At 58.4% G+C, this 12945-nt stretch carries 13 protein-coding genes; 4 read left to right on the top strand and 9 right to left on the bottom strand.

From position 1 onward, the window contains the following. Nucleotides 1-112: 112 nt before the first annotated feature. The 9 genes from JNJ45_07545 to JNJ45_07505 all read right to left on the bottom strand — a co-directional run bounded on the left by JNJ45_07545 (nucleotide 113) and on the right by JNJ45_07505 (nucleotide 8875). Entirely contained in the window at nucleotides 113-832 is a 720-nt protein-coding gene (locus JNJ45_07545; protein MBL8048518.1) for a 7-carboxy-7-deazaguanine synthase QueE, read from the bottom strand. Beyond that, entirely contained in the window at nucleotides 829-1509 is a 681-nt protein-coding gene (queC, locus tag JNJ45_07540; protein ID MBL8048517.1) for a 7-cyano-7-deazaguanine synthase QueC, read from the bottom strand. Before queC ends, JNJ45_07545 begins: the two co-directional genes overlap by 4 nt. Before the next feature lie 3 nt (nucleotides 1510-1512). Next, nucleotides 1513-2841, bottom strand: a complete 1329-nt coding sequence (locus JNJ45_07535; protein MBL8048516.1) for a hypothetical protein — start codon at nucleotides 2839-2841, stop codon at nucleotides 1513-1515. A gap of 112 nt (nucleotides 2842-2953) precedes the next feature. Then, a complete protein-coding gene (gap, locus tag JNJ45_07530; protein ID MBL8048515.1) occupies nucleotides 2954-3964 on the bottom strand; it encodes a type I glyceraldehyde-3-phosphate dehydrogenase in 1011 nt (336 codons plus the stop codon). Between the two features lie 30 nt (nucleotides 3965-3994). Continuing rightward, complete coding sequence (locus JNJ45_07525; protein MBL8048514.1) at nucleotides 3995-5215, bottom strand: MFS transporter; 1221 nt, start codon at nucleotides 5213-5215, stop codon at nucleotides 3995-3997. 200 nt (nucleotides 5216-5415) lie between these two features. Then, nucleotides 5416-5931, bottom strand: a complete 516-nt coding sequence (locus tag JNJ45_07520; GenBank protein ID MBL8048513.1) for a hypothetical protein — start codon at nucleotides 5929-5931, stop codon at nucleotides 5416-5418. Further along, entirely contained in the window at nucleotides 5907-6587 is a 681-nt protein-coding gene (locus JNJ45_07515; protein MBL8048512.1) for a hypothetical protein, read from the bottom strand. The genes JNJ45_07520 and JNJ45_07515 overlap by 25 nt, the downstream gene beginning before the upstream one ends. Before the next feature lie 325 nt (nucleotides 6588-6912). Then, nucleotides 6913-8394, bottom strand: a complete 1482-nt coding sequence (locus JNJ45_07510) for a hypothetical protein (GenBank protein ID MBL8048511.1) — start codon at nucleotides 8392-8394, stop codon at nucleotides 6913-6915. Further along, a complete protein-coding gene (locus tag JNJ45_07505; GenBank protein ID MBL8048510.1) occupies nucleotides 8372-8875 on the bottom strand; it encodes a hypothetical protein in 504 nt (167 codons plus the stop codon). The genes JNJ45_07510 and JNJ45_07505 overlap by 23 nt, the downstream gene beginning before the upstream one ends. 319 nt (nucleotides 8876-9194) lie before the next feature. On the opposite strand from JNJ45_07505, the gene JNJ45_07500 reads away from it, so the two are divergent. Genes JNJ45_07500 through JNJ45_07485 form a run of 4 tightly spaced genes read left to right on the top strand, consistent with a single transcriptional unit; the run spans nucleotide 9195 to nucleotide 12941 of the window. After that, on the top strand, nucleotides 9195-10253 hold the full coding sequence (locus JNJ45_07500; protein ID MBL8048509.1) for an alcohol dehydrogenase catalytic domain-containing protein: 1059 nt from the start codon (nucleotides 9195-9197) through the stop codon (nucleotides 10251-10253). 26 nt (nucleotides 10254-10279) lie between these two features. Further along, nucleotides 10280-11398 carry a DegT/DnrJ/EryC1/StrS family aminotransferase gene (locus JNJ45_07495; GenBank protein MBL8048508.1) on the top strand — a complete coding sequence of 373 codons (1119 nt, stop codon included), beginning with the start codon at nucleotides 10280-10282 and terminating at the stop codon, nucleotides 11396-11398. A gap of 26 nt (nucleotides 11399-11424) precedes the next feature. Continuing rightward, a complete protein-coding gene (locus JNJ45_07490) occupies nucleotides 11425-12588 on the top strand; it encodes a methionine adenosyltransferase (GenBank protein MBL8048507.1) in 1164 nt (387 codons plus the stop codon). A 20-nt stretch (nucleotides 12589-12608) separates the two neighbouring features. Next, nucleotides 12609-12941: a hypothetical protein gene (locus JNJ45_07485; protein MBL8048506.1), complete on the top strand. Its 333-nt coding sequence runs from the start codon at nucleotides 12609-12611 to the stop codon at nucleotides 12939-12941. The last annotated feature ends 4 nt before the right edge of the window (nucleotides 12942-12945 follow it).

Here is a 12945-nt window from a genome sequence, read left to right as displayed (position 1 = left end):
TCTCTGTTTTGCTTCGATTTCTCGGAGCGTACTTCTGCTGCCTTCTTTCGAGGCATCTTGCTTCTTATTGTCGTTTGACGGCTAAAGTGTGACACTTCTCTGAAAAAAGTTCTTACGTTTCTCTTACATCTCCAAAAAGGTCGATGTGCAGTCGGGGTGCAAGACGCCAACCGCGGGCCATTGCGAGCGGCACGAGCCCGCGCAAACTGGCGTTGAGCGCGGCCGAGTCGCGGCCCTCGGGCATCAGCAACACCCGGTCGGGACTGACCGCGGGCAACTGCGCAAGCAACTCCTCAATCTCCTGAAGGTCACCTGGATTGGCGACCACGAACTTTAGCTGGTGGTTGTAGCTCTCAATCAACTGCGACAGCACCGGAATTTGGAGCCGCTCCTGCTCATGCCGCTCCGGCCAGGTCGCGCTTAACTCCGTGGTCACCGACGGGTCGGCGTGTCGGCGCTCCCGCGGCGTCGAGTGGCTCAGCTTTGGGCTGATGGACATGAGATCACAGGGCAAGTCGCGGAAAATCGTGCCCGCGGTTTCAATCGTAATCGTGTGGCCCGCGTCACCCAACGATCGGCAGATCACCTCCAAATCGTCAAACAGCATGGGTTCGCCGCCCGTGAGAACCACGTGGTTCATGCCCGCCGCCCTTACCCGCGCCACAATGTCCTCCGGAGCCACGGGCGGCCCCTCGGGCGCCCAGCTCGCATAGGGCGTGTCGCACCACACGCACCGCAGATTGCAGCCGGAGAATCGCACAAAGGTACTCGGTACGCCCATCCAAATGCCCTCGCCCTGCACTGAGGTGAAAAACTCGCTGAGCCGGGTCATGCGAGCACCGGATCGGTGCGGCCAAGCTCGGCGAATGCGCGAATGCGAATGAGGCAGCTATCGCATTCGCCGCAAGCGCGGCCATCGGGGCCCGGGTCGTAGCAGCTGTGGGTCCAGGCGAAGTCCACGCCAAGCTCCTCGCCGCGGCGAATAATCTGCGCCTTATCCATGTTCATCAGCGGCGCGTGAATGCGGAACCGATCGCCCTCCACGCCCGCCTTCGTCGCGAGGTTGGCCAGGTTTTCAAAGGCGGCGACAAACTCCGGGCGACAATCCGGATAGCCCGAGTAGTCCACCTGGTTCATCCCGGCGAAAATGTCGCGCGCGCCGATGACCTCGGCGTAGCCCAAAGCAAACGAAAGGAACACGGTGTTCCGCGCCGGAACATAGGTCACCGGAATATTCGCCTCCATCTCCGCGGAGTCGCGACCCTTGGGCACCGCGATATCGGCGGTCAGCGCCGAACCGCCCCACTGGGCGAGCGGGATGTCCACAAGGATATGGTCGGCCACGCCGAGCCCGGCGGCGACGCGCTTGGCCGCCTCTATCTCCACCGCATGGCGCTGGCCGTAGCTCATCGTCATGGCGTGCACGGAAAAGCCTTCGGCGCGCGCAATCGCGGCCACGGTCGCGCTGTCCAGGCCACCGCTCAGTAAAACAACCGCCTTCTTGATCAGAGCTTAGTTGTCCCCGCTGGCGTCGAAGTTGGCGGCGAGCACGGTGTAGTCGGCGATGTCAACAAAGCCGTCATTGGTCAGGTCGCAGTCGCGCGGAGCGATGCCTTCGCCGTTGGGAGTCGCCCAGTTGGCGTCGCCGGAAGTCGCATCAAACGCCATCGCCAGTTGCGAGTAGTCGCCGATATCCACGATGTTGTCCGCCTTGATGTCGCCGCTGACCAGCGTCACCGACGCGTTAAGCGCCGAGTTGATGTTGAACGGCTGGTTGCGGAGAATTCGCCAGAGAGTGCCTTCGGATCGGATCGCGATGTCGTAGTTGCCGTTGTTGGCAAACGTGCGCGCCGTGGCGCTAAGGGCCGGGCCGAATCCACCAACCTTGGTGAAGCTGGCCACCACGCTACCGTTCGACGTATCGCGAAGCTCGACGAACACGTTGCGGAGCCGATCGGTGCCAGTCAGCGCCGGGTTGTTCGCGGAGATGTCGGCCGACGTGTACTTCACACGGTTGATGAAGTGGCCGGAACCCGTAGTCAGCGAAGTCTCCAGGTCGGTCGCCTTATTGTAAAGGAAAATGCCGTCGGCCTTGGTCATCAAGTAGTTGCCGGTGTCGAGCAGAGCCACGCCGCGCACCTTCCAACCGATGGCGAACGGGTTCGGCAATCCTGGGGCAAGCGTGCCCGCCGACGTGATGTCGTAGATGCCGCTGGGTCGGGTGCCGGTTTGGACAAACCCGCCCACCAGCAGGTTGCCGTTGCTCAGCGGTTGAATCTGTTGCGGACCGGCGATGTTGGTGTAGAGAGCGCCGAGATCGATCCCGGTCAACGAGTAGCGTTGAATCGCCGAAATGTTTGTGGTTTGGCTCGCGTTGTAGATCGAAACGCGGAGTTCGCTGCCAACCTGGATCACATCCATGGGGCTGTCGGGAACCGTGAAACTGCCGAGCACCAAGCCGGATTTCGTCATGCGAATGACCTGCTTGGGCGTGCCACCGCTGCACACATAAACTTCGCCATTGATGTAGCGAATTCCATTCGGCGTGGCGACCGTGATGCTGTTCACCAAAACGCCGTCGAGCGTGTACACCTGCACGACATTGTTGGCGGTCACCGACATGTAGATGCGGTCGTCAATCTGCGTTGCGCAGCGGGCAATAAGTCCGGACGACACGCCGCTCATCGTGATGAAGTTTTGGTCCACCACGCTGCCATCCACCGGGCTGAGCGTAACGATGCGCTGAATGCCGTTGTTGGAGCACATCCAAAGGTCGGCGGCCATGGCGCTTGCGCCAAGGCTCAGAGCGCCAAGGACAAGGGAGAGCGACTTCAGATTCACCCTATCAGTGTACTAGAACGAGCGTTGGTTCTCCAGCTGTGCAGCGCGACCCCCGCAACTTTACCGACGAAAAAACCCCCGCGGTAATCAGCCGCGGGGGTCGAGGTTTGGCTTACAGGCCCTTGTCGCTGATGAACTTCACGAGATCGGCGATACGGCAGCTGTAGCCCCACTCGTTGTCGTACCACGAGACGACCTTGACGAAGTTGCCCATGCCGATGGTGTCCACCGCGCTGAAGATGCTGCTATGCGCGTCGCCCTTCAGATCGCTCGAGACCAGCTCTTCATCGGAGTAGCGCAGGATGCCCTTCATCGGACCGTCGGCGTACGATTTCACGGCCGCATTGATCTCCTCGGGCGAGGTTTCCTTGCCAAGAATCGCGGTGAAGTCCACGACCGAAACGGTCGGAGTTGGCACGCGGAACGCCATGCCGGTGAACTTGCCCTTAAGCTCGGGAATGACCAAGCCAACGGCCTTGGCCGCGCCGGTCGAACTCGGGACGATGTTCTCCGCGGCGGCTCGGCTGTCGCGCAAATCCTTCTTGGCGGTGTCCACCGTGCTTTGCGAGTTGGTATAGGCGTGGACCGTGGTCAGCAGGCCCTTTTCGATGCCGAACTTCTCGTGCAGAATCTTGGCGACCGGCGCGAGGCCGTTGGTGGTGCACGACGCGTTGGAAATCACGTGGTGGTTGGCCGGATCGTACATGTTGTCGTTCACGCCGAGCACAATCGTCACGTCTTCGTTTTTGGCGGGAGCCGAGATAATGACCTTCTTTGCGCCGCCTGTTTTGTGGGCCACGGCCAGGTTGGCGTCGGTAAAGCGGCCGGTGGCTTCGATCACGATATCGCAGCCCATTTCGCCCCAGGGAATCTGAGCCGGATCTGTCTGGGCAAACACGGTGATCTTGTCGCCATCTACGGTGATCGACTTGTCGTCGTTCTCGACTTGGCCGGCGAAGGGTCCGTACACCGAGTCGTACTTAAACAGGTACGCGTTTGTGCGGCAGTCGGTCAGGTCGTTGACGGCCACAACGTCGAACTGGCCCTTGTAGCGGGCGAGCAGGGTGCGGAGCGAAAGGCGGCCAATACGACCAAACCCGTTAATACCAATGCGGACTGCCATAGTGCCTGTAAGTTTACCGGAGGCAGGCGGTTAGCTTTCGATTTCGGGTTGCGCTTTGGGGGGTGGGGGAATCAGGCGATAGCTGAGGGCAAGACTCACGGCCAGGGCGATGGCGCACAGAATGAACGGCCCGTAGGCCGAGCCCAGCCCATAGATTTTGCCGCCGATGATGCCGCCAACAATCGCGCCGAGCCCTTGCGCGGCCATCACCGCGCCGATGTTGCTGCCGCGTCGGGCGGGGTCTACCTCGCTGACGCTGGTGTACCACGCGGGGATCGCGAGCAGGAATCCGAGTCCGAGCGGCAAGCCCGCAATGCCGAATGCGAGCAGCGTGCGCAAAGCTGGAATGAACTGGCCGAGAGCGATGACGATCATGCCGCTGAGGCAAATCGCGAGCCCCAGGTGGACGCTCGTGGCCGTGCCGAGGCGCTTGCCGAGCTTGCTGATGGGCGCGCTCAGCAGGGCCATGGCGATGGCGCCGGGCAGCACCAACGCGCCAAATCCGGCTTGGCTGAGCTTCAGCTGGTCCTTGGCGAAAAACTGGATGATCGTCATCGGCAGGCCGAGCGCCACAAAAACCACGGCCCCCATGATCATGAACTGCGGAATGCGGCGGAACGCGTCGAGCAGGTTGCCCGGCTCATGACTCGGGTCCTCGTGATGAGCTACTTTCTGCGGCAGAGTCGAGGTCGCGGCGACCACCGCGCAGGCGACAAACATGACGAACGCAAGCAAGAAGCTCGGCGCGTACTGGCCGATGACACCGCGCGCGGTCGCGCCGAACAGCTGATTGATGAACCCCGAGATCGGGAACGCGAGGGCAATGCCCACGAAGTAGCAGCTGTTCAGCAGGCTCAGCGATTCTTGCTGCAGGTCCTGGTCGCTCGTCTCGCCCATGGCGCTGAACATCGCCGGCCAGATCATGGCCGCCGCCGCGCCATCCACCAGCCGCAAGCCGATCATGACGGCGACATCGAGGCTGGTGCCGGTGCGTGGCGCGAGGATCGTCAGCACAGCGCTGCCCGCGCTCAGAAGCGGCGCGATGACCAGCAAGCGGCGACAACCCACGCGGTCGGCAAGGTGGCCGAGCGGGCTTTTGAGCACGGCCTCCGCGAGCATAAAACTGGCCATGATAATGGCGATCATGCCCGGGCTAAACAGGCGATCCGAGCGCAGGTAGTGCGGCATCGAGGCCAGGTTTAGCGTGGCGAAGGCAGTCTCGGCCAGCAAGGCGATGAGGAGCAAACGCACCGCCGCGGGATTTTTCCATATGGAGGGCCGGCCGTCGGGCATTCCACTCTAGTGTACGCCCTGCGCCCGCCCTCGGTTGAACAATGTGTTCAGAACGGGTCTAACGTCGGCGTCGCAGTACGAGCAAAGCGCCGATTACGACCAGGGTTCGGGTCCGGGCAAGAATTCTTCCCAGACTTCGAATCGCAGGGGAAGACCACTTAAAGTGGGAAGCGAGCCACCTCATTGTTGCGCTCGTCCTTCAGCACAATCGTCTTCGTATCAGGCATCATCCCGCTTGAAATGCGCGTACCGGGTTTGGCGAAATTCAGTCCAGATACGAAAAGCAAGCAACGCCAGCGACCATTCGGGTCATTTCTAAACAAATGTACATTCCATGAAGCAAAGCCCGATTTGGAAATATAAGCGACCACAACAAAGGACTCTTCTGGATTGCCTTGCACAGTTCCTTTAAATGTCCTGGCGGGAAGCGGAAACGACTTCACCCAATCATCGATGGCTCTTTGGTTTTCGGCGATCGTTAGTAGTCTTAACTTGCCTAAAGGCGATTCGATGGTTTCCGGAATGTGATCGTAATCGAACGCTTTACTTGCAAGAGGATTTGTTCGGCGACTTGTTCGGTTATCAATGGTATGTTTGCTTGCCGTTTGCGTTTTGCAACCTCCGCACATGAGAAGGCACGCGACAAGCGCTACCACCACTTGTTCGGCGCGCATAAGCATCCACATTTCTTCGTGTAAGATCGTTGATCGGCGTCTTTCTCCGGATTTGTTATCGGGATATTCGTTCCGAATTGGCAGTTCACAGCAGGGGTTTGTCCGGGCTTGTTTGACCAATATCCGGTCTCATCCTGTCTGTACCAATGATAATCAGGAATTGAGTTGCTGACATAAACACACACCTTGTGCCAGCCTTTGCCACAACCGGACTTGTACTTGCGAGGATTTGGCCACTTCAGGCCATCGCGCAATGCCCCAGAGATAATCTTGTGGCAGCTAAATGTCCCATCCGGATTGAGTATATCACCTGTGTTTCCTGGATCATAAAATCTGGTGCAGGGCCGATTGTAAGCGTAGTTCGTACAATTGTTATACGGCTGAACAGACGGGCTGTTCCAGTATCCGGGAGCGAAGGCAACACCTTCCCGCTTGGGCTGATTCCCACCTGGGTCAGTGTAGGTCACCGGATTGTTCATCGCGTAGGCATAGGGGTGCTCACCGCCGAGCCATTCGGCTTCTCGGACGCGGGTCAGAAACCTGGCCATGCCTGTCATATAAAATCGGCGGGGTTGGCCAGGAATGTTTGGCATTCCGTTGATCGTCTGGTGTTTCAATAATCGCTTCCTGTTTTGACGTGGCACTTCGATCCTCATTCAAACCTGAGAGTGAGTCGGGTGCGTTCTGGGTTTGGTGTGCGGTAAAGTTTCCAACTGTAGTATGTTTTCTCTTCACCGTTATCGTCTACAACGGTCACGAAACTTCGGCCGGTAAAGATGGAGCCGCAGGTGTGGTTTGAATAGGACACAAAAACCTGGCTGTGCAGGTGCGACACTCCGTACCGCTTGACTTTCGCACCGTTAAAGTATACTGGAAGTGAGAACGTGTGGTACACTCTGAATGTTTGAGGGATAAGGGTAGGAACCAATACCGACGCAAGTAGAACACTGCCGACGGAAAACGCAATTTTGTTAGTTTTGTTCATCGCCGGTTCCTTTTGAATACGACAGAGATGCATGCCTCTACGTCTTGAGCACTGCATTTTTGGGAAAGTGTTCCGTCAATGTCATCGGTGCCGCTACAATGAGAAACTTCATGCAAAAAAGTGGCGATTTGATTTGCATGAGTTAACGATCCGAACGATTGACACAGGTTTATTCCGCAATTGTAGTAAAAGGTACCCTTCTTCGTGAGTGCGAAGTTAGAGCCGTCGCTCTCGCAACCACAGCAACCAGGTTTACAACACCAGACATCAACGCAGTGAGTTCCATCACATTTCTTGACCATATCCCCTAAGAGTCCAGACGAGCAACCTATCTTGTCCAGGCAAGCCTGTAACTCTGACTTACATTTCTTGTCCTTCCAACAGTCAACTAGATTTTTGCAGGCTGATTCTGCAATCGATTGAAATCCTGAGAATGGAACACCGAATTTTGCGCAGTCCTTGTCGATGTTTAAGCAGGGTTTGTTCCCACTCGGATCGGTGTAAGTCACCGGGTTGTTCATGGCGTAGGCATACGGATGCTCTCCGCCAAGCCATTCTGCTTCTCGAACGCGGGTCAGAAACCTGGCCATGCCTGTCATATAAAATCGGCGGGGTTGGCCAGGAAAGTTTGGCATTCCGTTGGTTGGGTGTTTCATTTGTCGTTCTCTGTTTTGACGATTCATTTCATTTATTCGCCGGATGTTATCTATGTCTGTCGCAAAGGTTTGCGAGTGTTCAAGTGTCCATGGCCCACTAATCGTTCCGTCGGGTAGCTCAAAGGAGAGTAGGCTGGCGTTGACTGGCCCTGGCGATATAGACCACGTTGAGCCGTCGGGAATATCTTCCCGAGCCATGATCCGGCCCACCTCGCACTTCATTTGCGGCGAGGCACCCTCAATCCACTGTGGATATTTGTCAAAGTCGGGTTCAGAGATTGGTGGGATCACCAAGTCTCGCTCTAGGTCGATTCCGTCGCCCGAGTAGTCGAATGCGAGTTTCAGGCATTCATCAATTGAGGATCGAATCTGACTTTTGGTTTCGTAACCATATCGGACAACTGCATCAGCGAAGCCCGTAGCCAAGCGCGCAAGTTCAGGGTCAAGGCGAGTGACCTTCTCCAAGGTGTCTTCCAGCTTGGCAAGTTCGTTTTTGCTCGTGCTCCGTTCCTCGAGAATCTGAGCGGCTAGGGCCAGTGCCATGAAGACCCCTTCGCGTGAGTTCTCTGGTCGATATCCAGCTTCAATCGCCCTGCCTAGTGATGCGATGCTCGCCGCCTGGTCCTCGAAGATCACCGAAACATCGAAACCCTTCTCCGCGATGATCTGATTGACTCGAAGGTCGGTCACGAACGACTGCACGAAACTAAGCTGATGCAAGCGGGCGGGATCGCTCACGTCCTCCATCACTCGCTCATCTTCAGCCTGGTCTACATACTGGACCCAAAGGTGGCCGATCTCATGGGCAAAGTGGGTTTTCATGAATCTGAGCGGCATCAATGAAGAGCAGGTTGGCTCCGCCGTTCCCAATCGTATCAACCCAATGACCTTCGGGGACTCCCGAGTCTCTGCGGGCATAGGGCATCGTATCAAGGACCAGAAGTGTCTTGGTTGTGCAACGATCCACCGCTGCAACAAAGCTTGTTAGCTTCGCGCTGAGATTTTGAGGGATGATGCTGGGGAACAGGTCGGCATCGGATTGACTGCCTTCACGCCATCTTTGGACTGAGTTCGCAGTCGGCACGTGGACATGGCTCTCAACTTCAAACTCCAATCCGTATCGATTGACTAGTTTTGAGCCGACGGCAGGCAACCCGGAACGTATTGCGGAGAGATTGTTCTTCTCACGACGGGCAGCAACCTCAAGCGCAAGTTTAGGATCATCGATCCGTGTGAATCGCTTCGGCTCTACCGCGACTGGAACAACGAAGTCCCTTCGCACCCGGCGGAGATTACTCGCCATAGTCCTTTCATTGTATCACTGCTTCACGCAGGGAGAACTTGAAGTGGGGACATTTTGTCAAAAAGTTCCTGGAGCGTCCATAGTCACTGTGCTCTCAAACCTCATATGAAAGGGCCGACATCCGACCTACTCGGTTGTGTGAAACCAGGCGGGTACTGGGAACTCAGGCCTCGCAAACTAAAACGGAACGCATGTGACAGTTATAAGCGAAAGAACCTAAAAATTGATGGCTTCGCCGAAAAATCGGCCCGAGCCGGGCTGAGTATAATTCCCCACGTCGATGCTGATCGGTTGATCAGTGCCGTAGAACCTTCAAGTTATGGGTCAGCCGGAATCCTCTCAACCCGCCGCCATCTCGCCCGTCGTGGGTCAGAAAATGTCGGCGCTTGTGTTGGAAGAGCCCGGCCTTTTGCGGGTGTGCGAGGTTGATGTCCCTTTGCCTGGCCCCGGCGAAATCCTCATCCGCGTGCGCGCCGCCACGACGTGCGGCACCGACCTTAAGGCTTACTTGCGCGGCCATCCCCAGATTCCGATGCCCGGGATTTTTGGCCACGAGTACAGCGGCACGGTGGTTGCCGTGGGCGAAGGCGCGCCGTTTGCGATCGGCACCGATGTGATGGGTGTCCACTCCGCGCCGTGCCAAACCTGTTTTTGGTGCGAGAGCAATCAGGAGAACCTGTGCGAGCGCATCATGGAAACCAAGGTGCTGGGCAGTTACGCCGAATACCTGCTGATTCCGGCGCACATCGCCCGACTCAACGTGTTTGAAAAACCCGCCAGCGTGAGCTTTGCCCGCGCGGCGCTGCTCGAACCGCTCGCCTGTGTGGCCCAGGGCATCCTGGAACTCGGGTCGCTGATGCCCTACACCCGCGTTTTGATTATTGGCCCCGGCGCGATTGGCCTGATGTTTGTCGCCGCGTTGCGGCAACTCGGGATTCACGATGTGACGCTGGCCGGGCGCAATAAGCGGCGTCTCGCCGTCGGCGAACAGCTCGGCGCGCGACCCTTGCACGTGAGCGACGTGCCGCACTCGCTCGGGCGCGGCTACGACGTCGTCATCGAGTGCACCGGCAACGTCGAGGTGTGGCAGTCGAGCATTCACTACGCGCGTCGCGGCGGGCGAGTGATGCTGTTCGGCGGCTGTCCGGCGGGGACTCACGCGGCGTTCGACACGCAGCATCTGCACTATCAGCAAATCACGATTCTGAGCCCGTTCCACTTTGGGACGCGGGCCGTGCAAACCGCGCGTGAGTGGTTGCTCGATCCGAACTTCCACATCGAGGCCGTCATCAGCGGTCAGCGCGAGATCGCCGACGCCGAGCAGGTGTTCGCCGACCTGCAATCCGGCAACGGAATTAAGTATCTGTTCCGGCCGTAAGGCGCGGGTCCGGTAAACTAGCGGGTATGTCCGCTACCGTCACCAAGATTCCCATTCTTGACCTCAAGCCCGAAATTGCGTCCATTCGCGAGGAGCTTCGCGCCGCAATTGATGGCGTGCTCGACTCTACCCACTTCATCATGGGCCCGAACGTCAAGGCGTTCGAGCAAGAAGTCGCCGAGTTCCTGGGCGTCAAGCACGCGCTTGGCCTCAACAGCGGTACCGACGCGCTGATCTTGGGTTGTTCGGCCATGGGACTCAAGCCGGGCGACGAGGTCATCACGACGCCGTTTACGTTCTTCGCCACGGGCGAGGCGATCAGCCACTTCCGCGCGACCCCGATCTTCGTGGACATTGACCCGGTGACCTACAACCTGGACATCACCCAAGTCGAATCGCGCATCAATGAGCGCACGAAGGCGATTTTGCCGGTGCACCTGTACGGCCAATCGGTGGACATGCAGCCGCTGATGGACCTCGCGAAGAAGCACAACTTGATGATCCTCGAAGACTGCGCCCAATCGTTCGGCGCGGCTTACCGCGGTCAGCAAACGGGCACCATCGGCGACGCCGGGGCGTTCAGCTTCTTCCCGAGCAAGAATCTGGGCGCGTTTGGTGACGGCGGCCTTTACACCACCAACGACGACGAGATGGCCGACCACGTGCGCATGATGCGCGTCCACGGCGCGAAGAAGAAGTACTTCAACGAGCGCGTCGGCGTGAACTCGCGACTCGACGAGCTGCAAGCGGCGATTCTCCGCGTGAAGCTGCGGCACATCAACACCTGGAACGAAGGTCGTCGCCAAGTGGCCGCGCGCTACTACGATCTGTTCCAAGGTTTCGACCAGGTGATCGCGCCGGAAACCGCCGATTACGCCACGCACGTGTTCCACCAGTACACGATCCGCGTGATGGGCGGCAAGCGCGACGAGCTGCAAAAGGCGCTTGACGCCGAGGGCATCAGCACGATGATTTACTACCCGGTTGCCCTGCATAAATTGCCGGTTTATCTCAACGCCGAGCACGGTCCGTTGCCGGTGAGCGACCAGCTTTCGACCGAGGTCATCAGCCTCCCGATTTGGCCGACCTTGGGCGAAGCCGACCAGGTGCGCGTCGTCAACGCAATCAAGTCGTTTTTGAACTAAGCCGGGTACAATTTTGAGTTGAAAAGATGAGCAAATTTGGTGTATTCACGTCCGAATCTGTGAGCGAAGGCCACCCCGACAAGCTGGCGGATCAGATTTCTGACGCCTTACTTGACGAGTGTCTCGCCCAGGATCCGAACGCTCGTGTCGCCATTGAAACCCTGCTGACCCGCGGCCTCGCCGTGGTCGCCGGGGAAGTCACCGTGGATGGCTACGTAGACATCGCGAAAACGGTGCGCGACACGATCAACGAAGTCGGCTACACCGACACCGAACTGGGCCTCGATGGCAACACGTGCGGCGTCATGGTCGCGATCCAAGAGCAATCGAAGGACATCGCGGTCGGCGTGGACACCGGCGGCGCCGGCGACCAAGGCATGATGTTTGGTCTCGCGACCACCGAAACCAAGGAACTGATGCCCCTGCCCGTGAGCATTGCCCACGCGATGACGCGTCGCATTGCCGCGGTTCGCAAGGATCACAAGAGCCTTGGTTTGCGCCCCGACGCCAAGAGCCAAGTCAGCGTAATTTACGAGAACGGCTTGCCGAAGCGCATTGACACGATCGTGCTTTCCACGCAACACTCGCCGAAGCTCGACCTCGCTGGCGTCAAGGAGATCGTCGAGGAATACGTCATCGCCCCGACGCTGCGCGAGTACAGCAACTACGTGGACGGCGACATCATTCGCCACATCAACCCGACCGGCATCTTCGTGATTGGCGGACCGCAAGGCGACACCGGCGTGACCGGTCGCAAGATCATCGTGGATACCTACGGTGGCATGTGCCCGCACGGCGGCGGCGCGTTTAGCGGCAAGGACCCCACCAAGGTGGACCGCTCGGCGGCTTACATGTGCCGATACATCGCCAAGAACATTGTCGCGGCGGGCCTCGCCGACAAGGTGCAGATTGCCTTGGCTTACGCCATCGGCGTCGCCCAACCGGTGAGCATCAACATCGACTGCTTCGGCAGCGAAAAGGTGGACCCGGAAACCATTGAGAAGGTCGTTCGCGATCGCTTCGATATGTCTCCCGCGGGTATCGCCAAGGAGCTGGCGCTCAAGTCGCAGAAGTATCTGCCGACCGCCAAGAACGGCCACTTTGGCAACGATGCGTTCAGCTGGGAACAAACGACTTCGGCCGCCGACCTGCGCTCGGCGTTTAATTTAGTGGGAACCTCACTCAACTAAGGATCATTTAGGACAACGTCATGAAAACTCTCATTGCACTCGTTTCAATCGTAACCGCCGGCCTCGCGATCGCCGGTCAGCAAGGCGGCGCTTGTTGCGCCGGTGAAGGCAAGGTGGCCAAGGCCGCCAAGCAAGAAGCCTGCTGCACCTCGACCAAGGCCAAGCCCGTCGCAAAGATGGCCAAGGGTTGCTGCAACGCCAAGGGCGAAAGCGCCAAGTTCAAGGTCTTCGCCGGTGGCAAGTACTTCTTCTTCGGTTGCGCTGGTTCGGCCGACAAGGGTCGCACCGATCTGATGGCCAAGTACCTGGACGTCAGCGCCGTTCAAGTGGTCACGAGCAAGGTTCGAATGTAATCGT

This window comes from Chthonomonas sp. (assembly GCA_016788425.1).
Classification (GTDB): Bacteria; Armatimonadota; Fimbriimonadia; order Fimbriimonadales; family Fimbriimonadaceae; genus JAEURQ01.
The sequence above is the reverse complement of the archived record's forward strand: the minus strand, read 5'-3'. Positions and strand labels throughout refer to the sequence as shown.

Coding starts and splice junctions, on each gene's coding strand:
- JNJ45_07545 (MBL8048518.1), bottom strand. CDS start 832: ATGACCCGGCTCAGCGAGTTTTTCACCTCAGTGCAGGGCGAGGGCATT.
- gap (MBL8048515.1), bottom strand. CDS start 3,964: ATGGCAGTCCGCATTGGTATTAACGGGTTTGGTCGTATTGGCCGCCTT.
- JNJ45_07520 (MBL8048513.1), bottom strand. CDS start 5,931: ATGCGCGCCGAACAAGTGGTGGTAGCGCTTGTCGCGTGCCTTCTCATG.
- JNJ45_07515 (MBL8048512.1), bottom strand. CDS start 6,587: ATGAGGATCGAAGTGCCACGTCAAAACAGGAAGCGATTATTGAAACAC.
- JNJ45_07510 (MBL8048511.1), bottom strand. CDS start 8,394: ATGAAAACCCACTTTGCCCATGAGATCGGCCACCTTTGGGTCCAGTAT.
- JNJ45_07505 (MBL8048510.1), bottom strand. CDS start 8,875: ATGGCGAGTAATCTCCGCCGGGTGCGAAGGGACTTCGTTGTTCCAGTC.
- JNJ45_07500 (MBL8048509.1), top strand. CDS start 9,195: ATGGGTCAGCCGGAATCCTCTCAACCCGCCGCCATCTCGCCCGTCGTG.
- JNJ45_07495 (MBL8048508.1), top strand. CDS start 10,280: ATGTCCGCTACCGTCACCAAGATTCCCATTCTTGACCTCAAGCCCGAA.
- JNJ45_07490 (MBL8048507.1), top strand. CDS start 11,425: ATGAGCAAATTTGGTGTATTCACGTCCGAATCTGTGAGCGAAGGCCAC.
- JNJ45_07485 (MBL8048506.1), top strand. CDS start 12,609: ATGAAAACTCTCATTGCACTCGTTTCAATCGTAACCGCCGGCCTCGCG.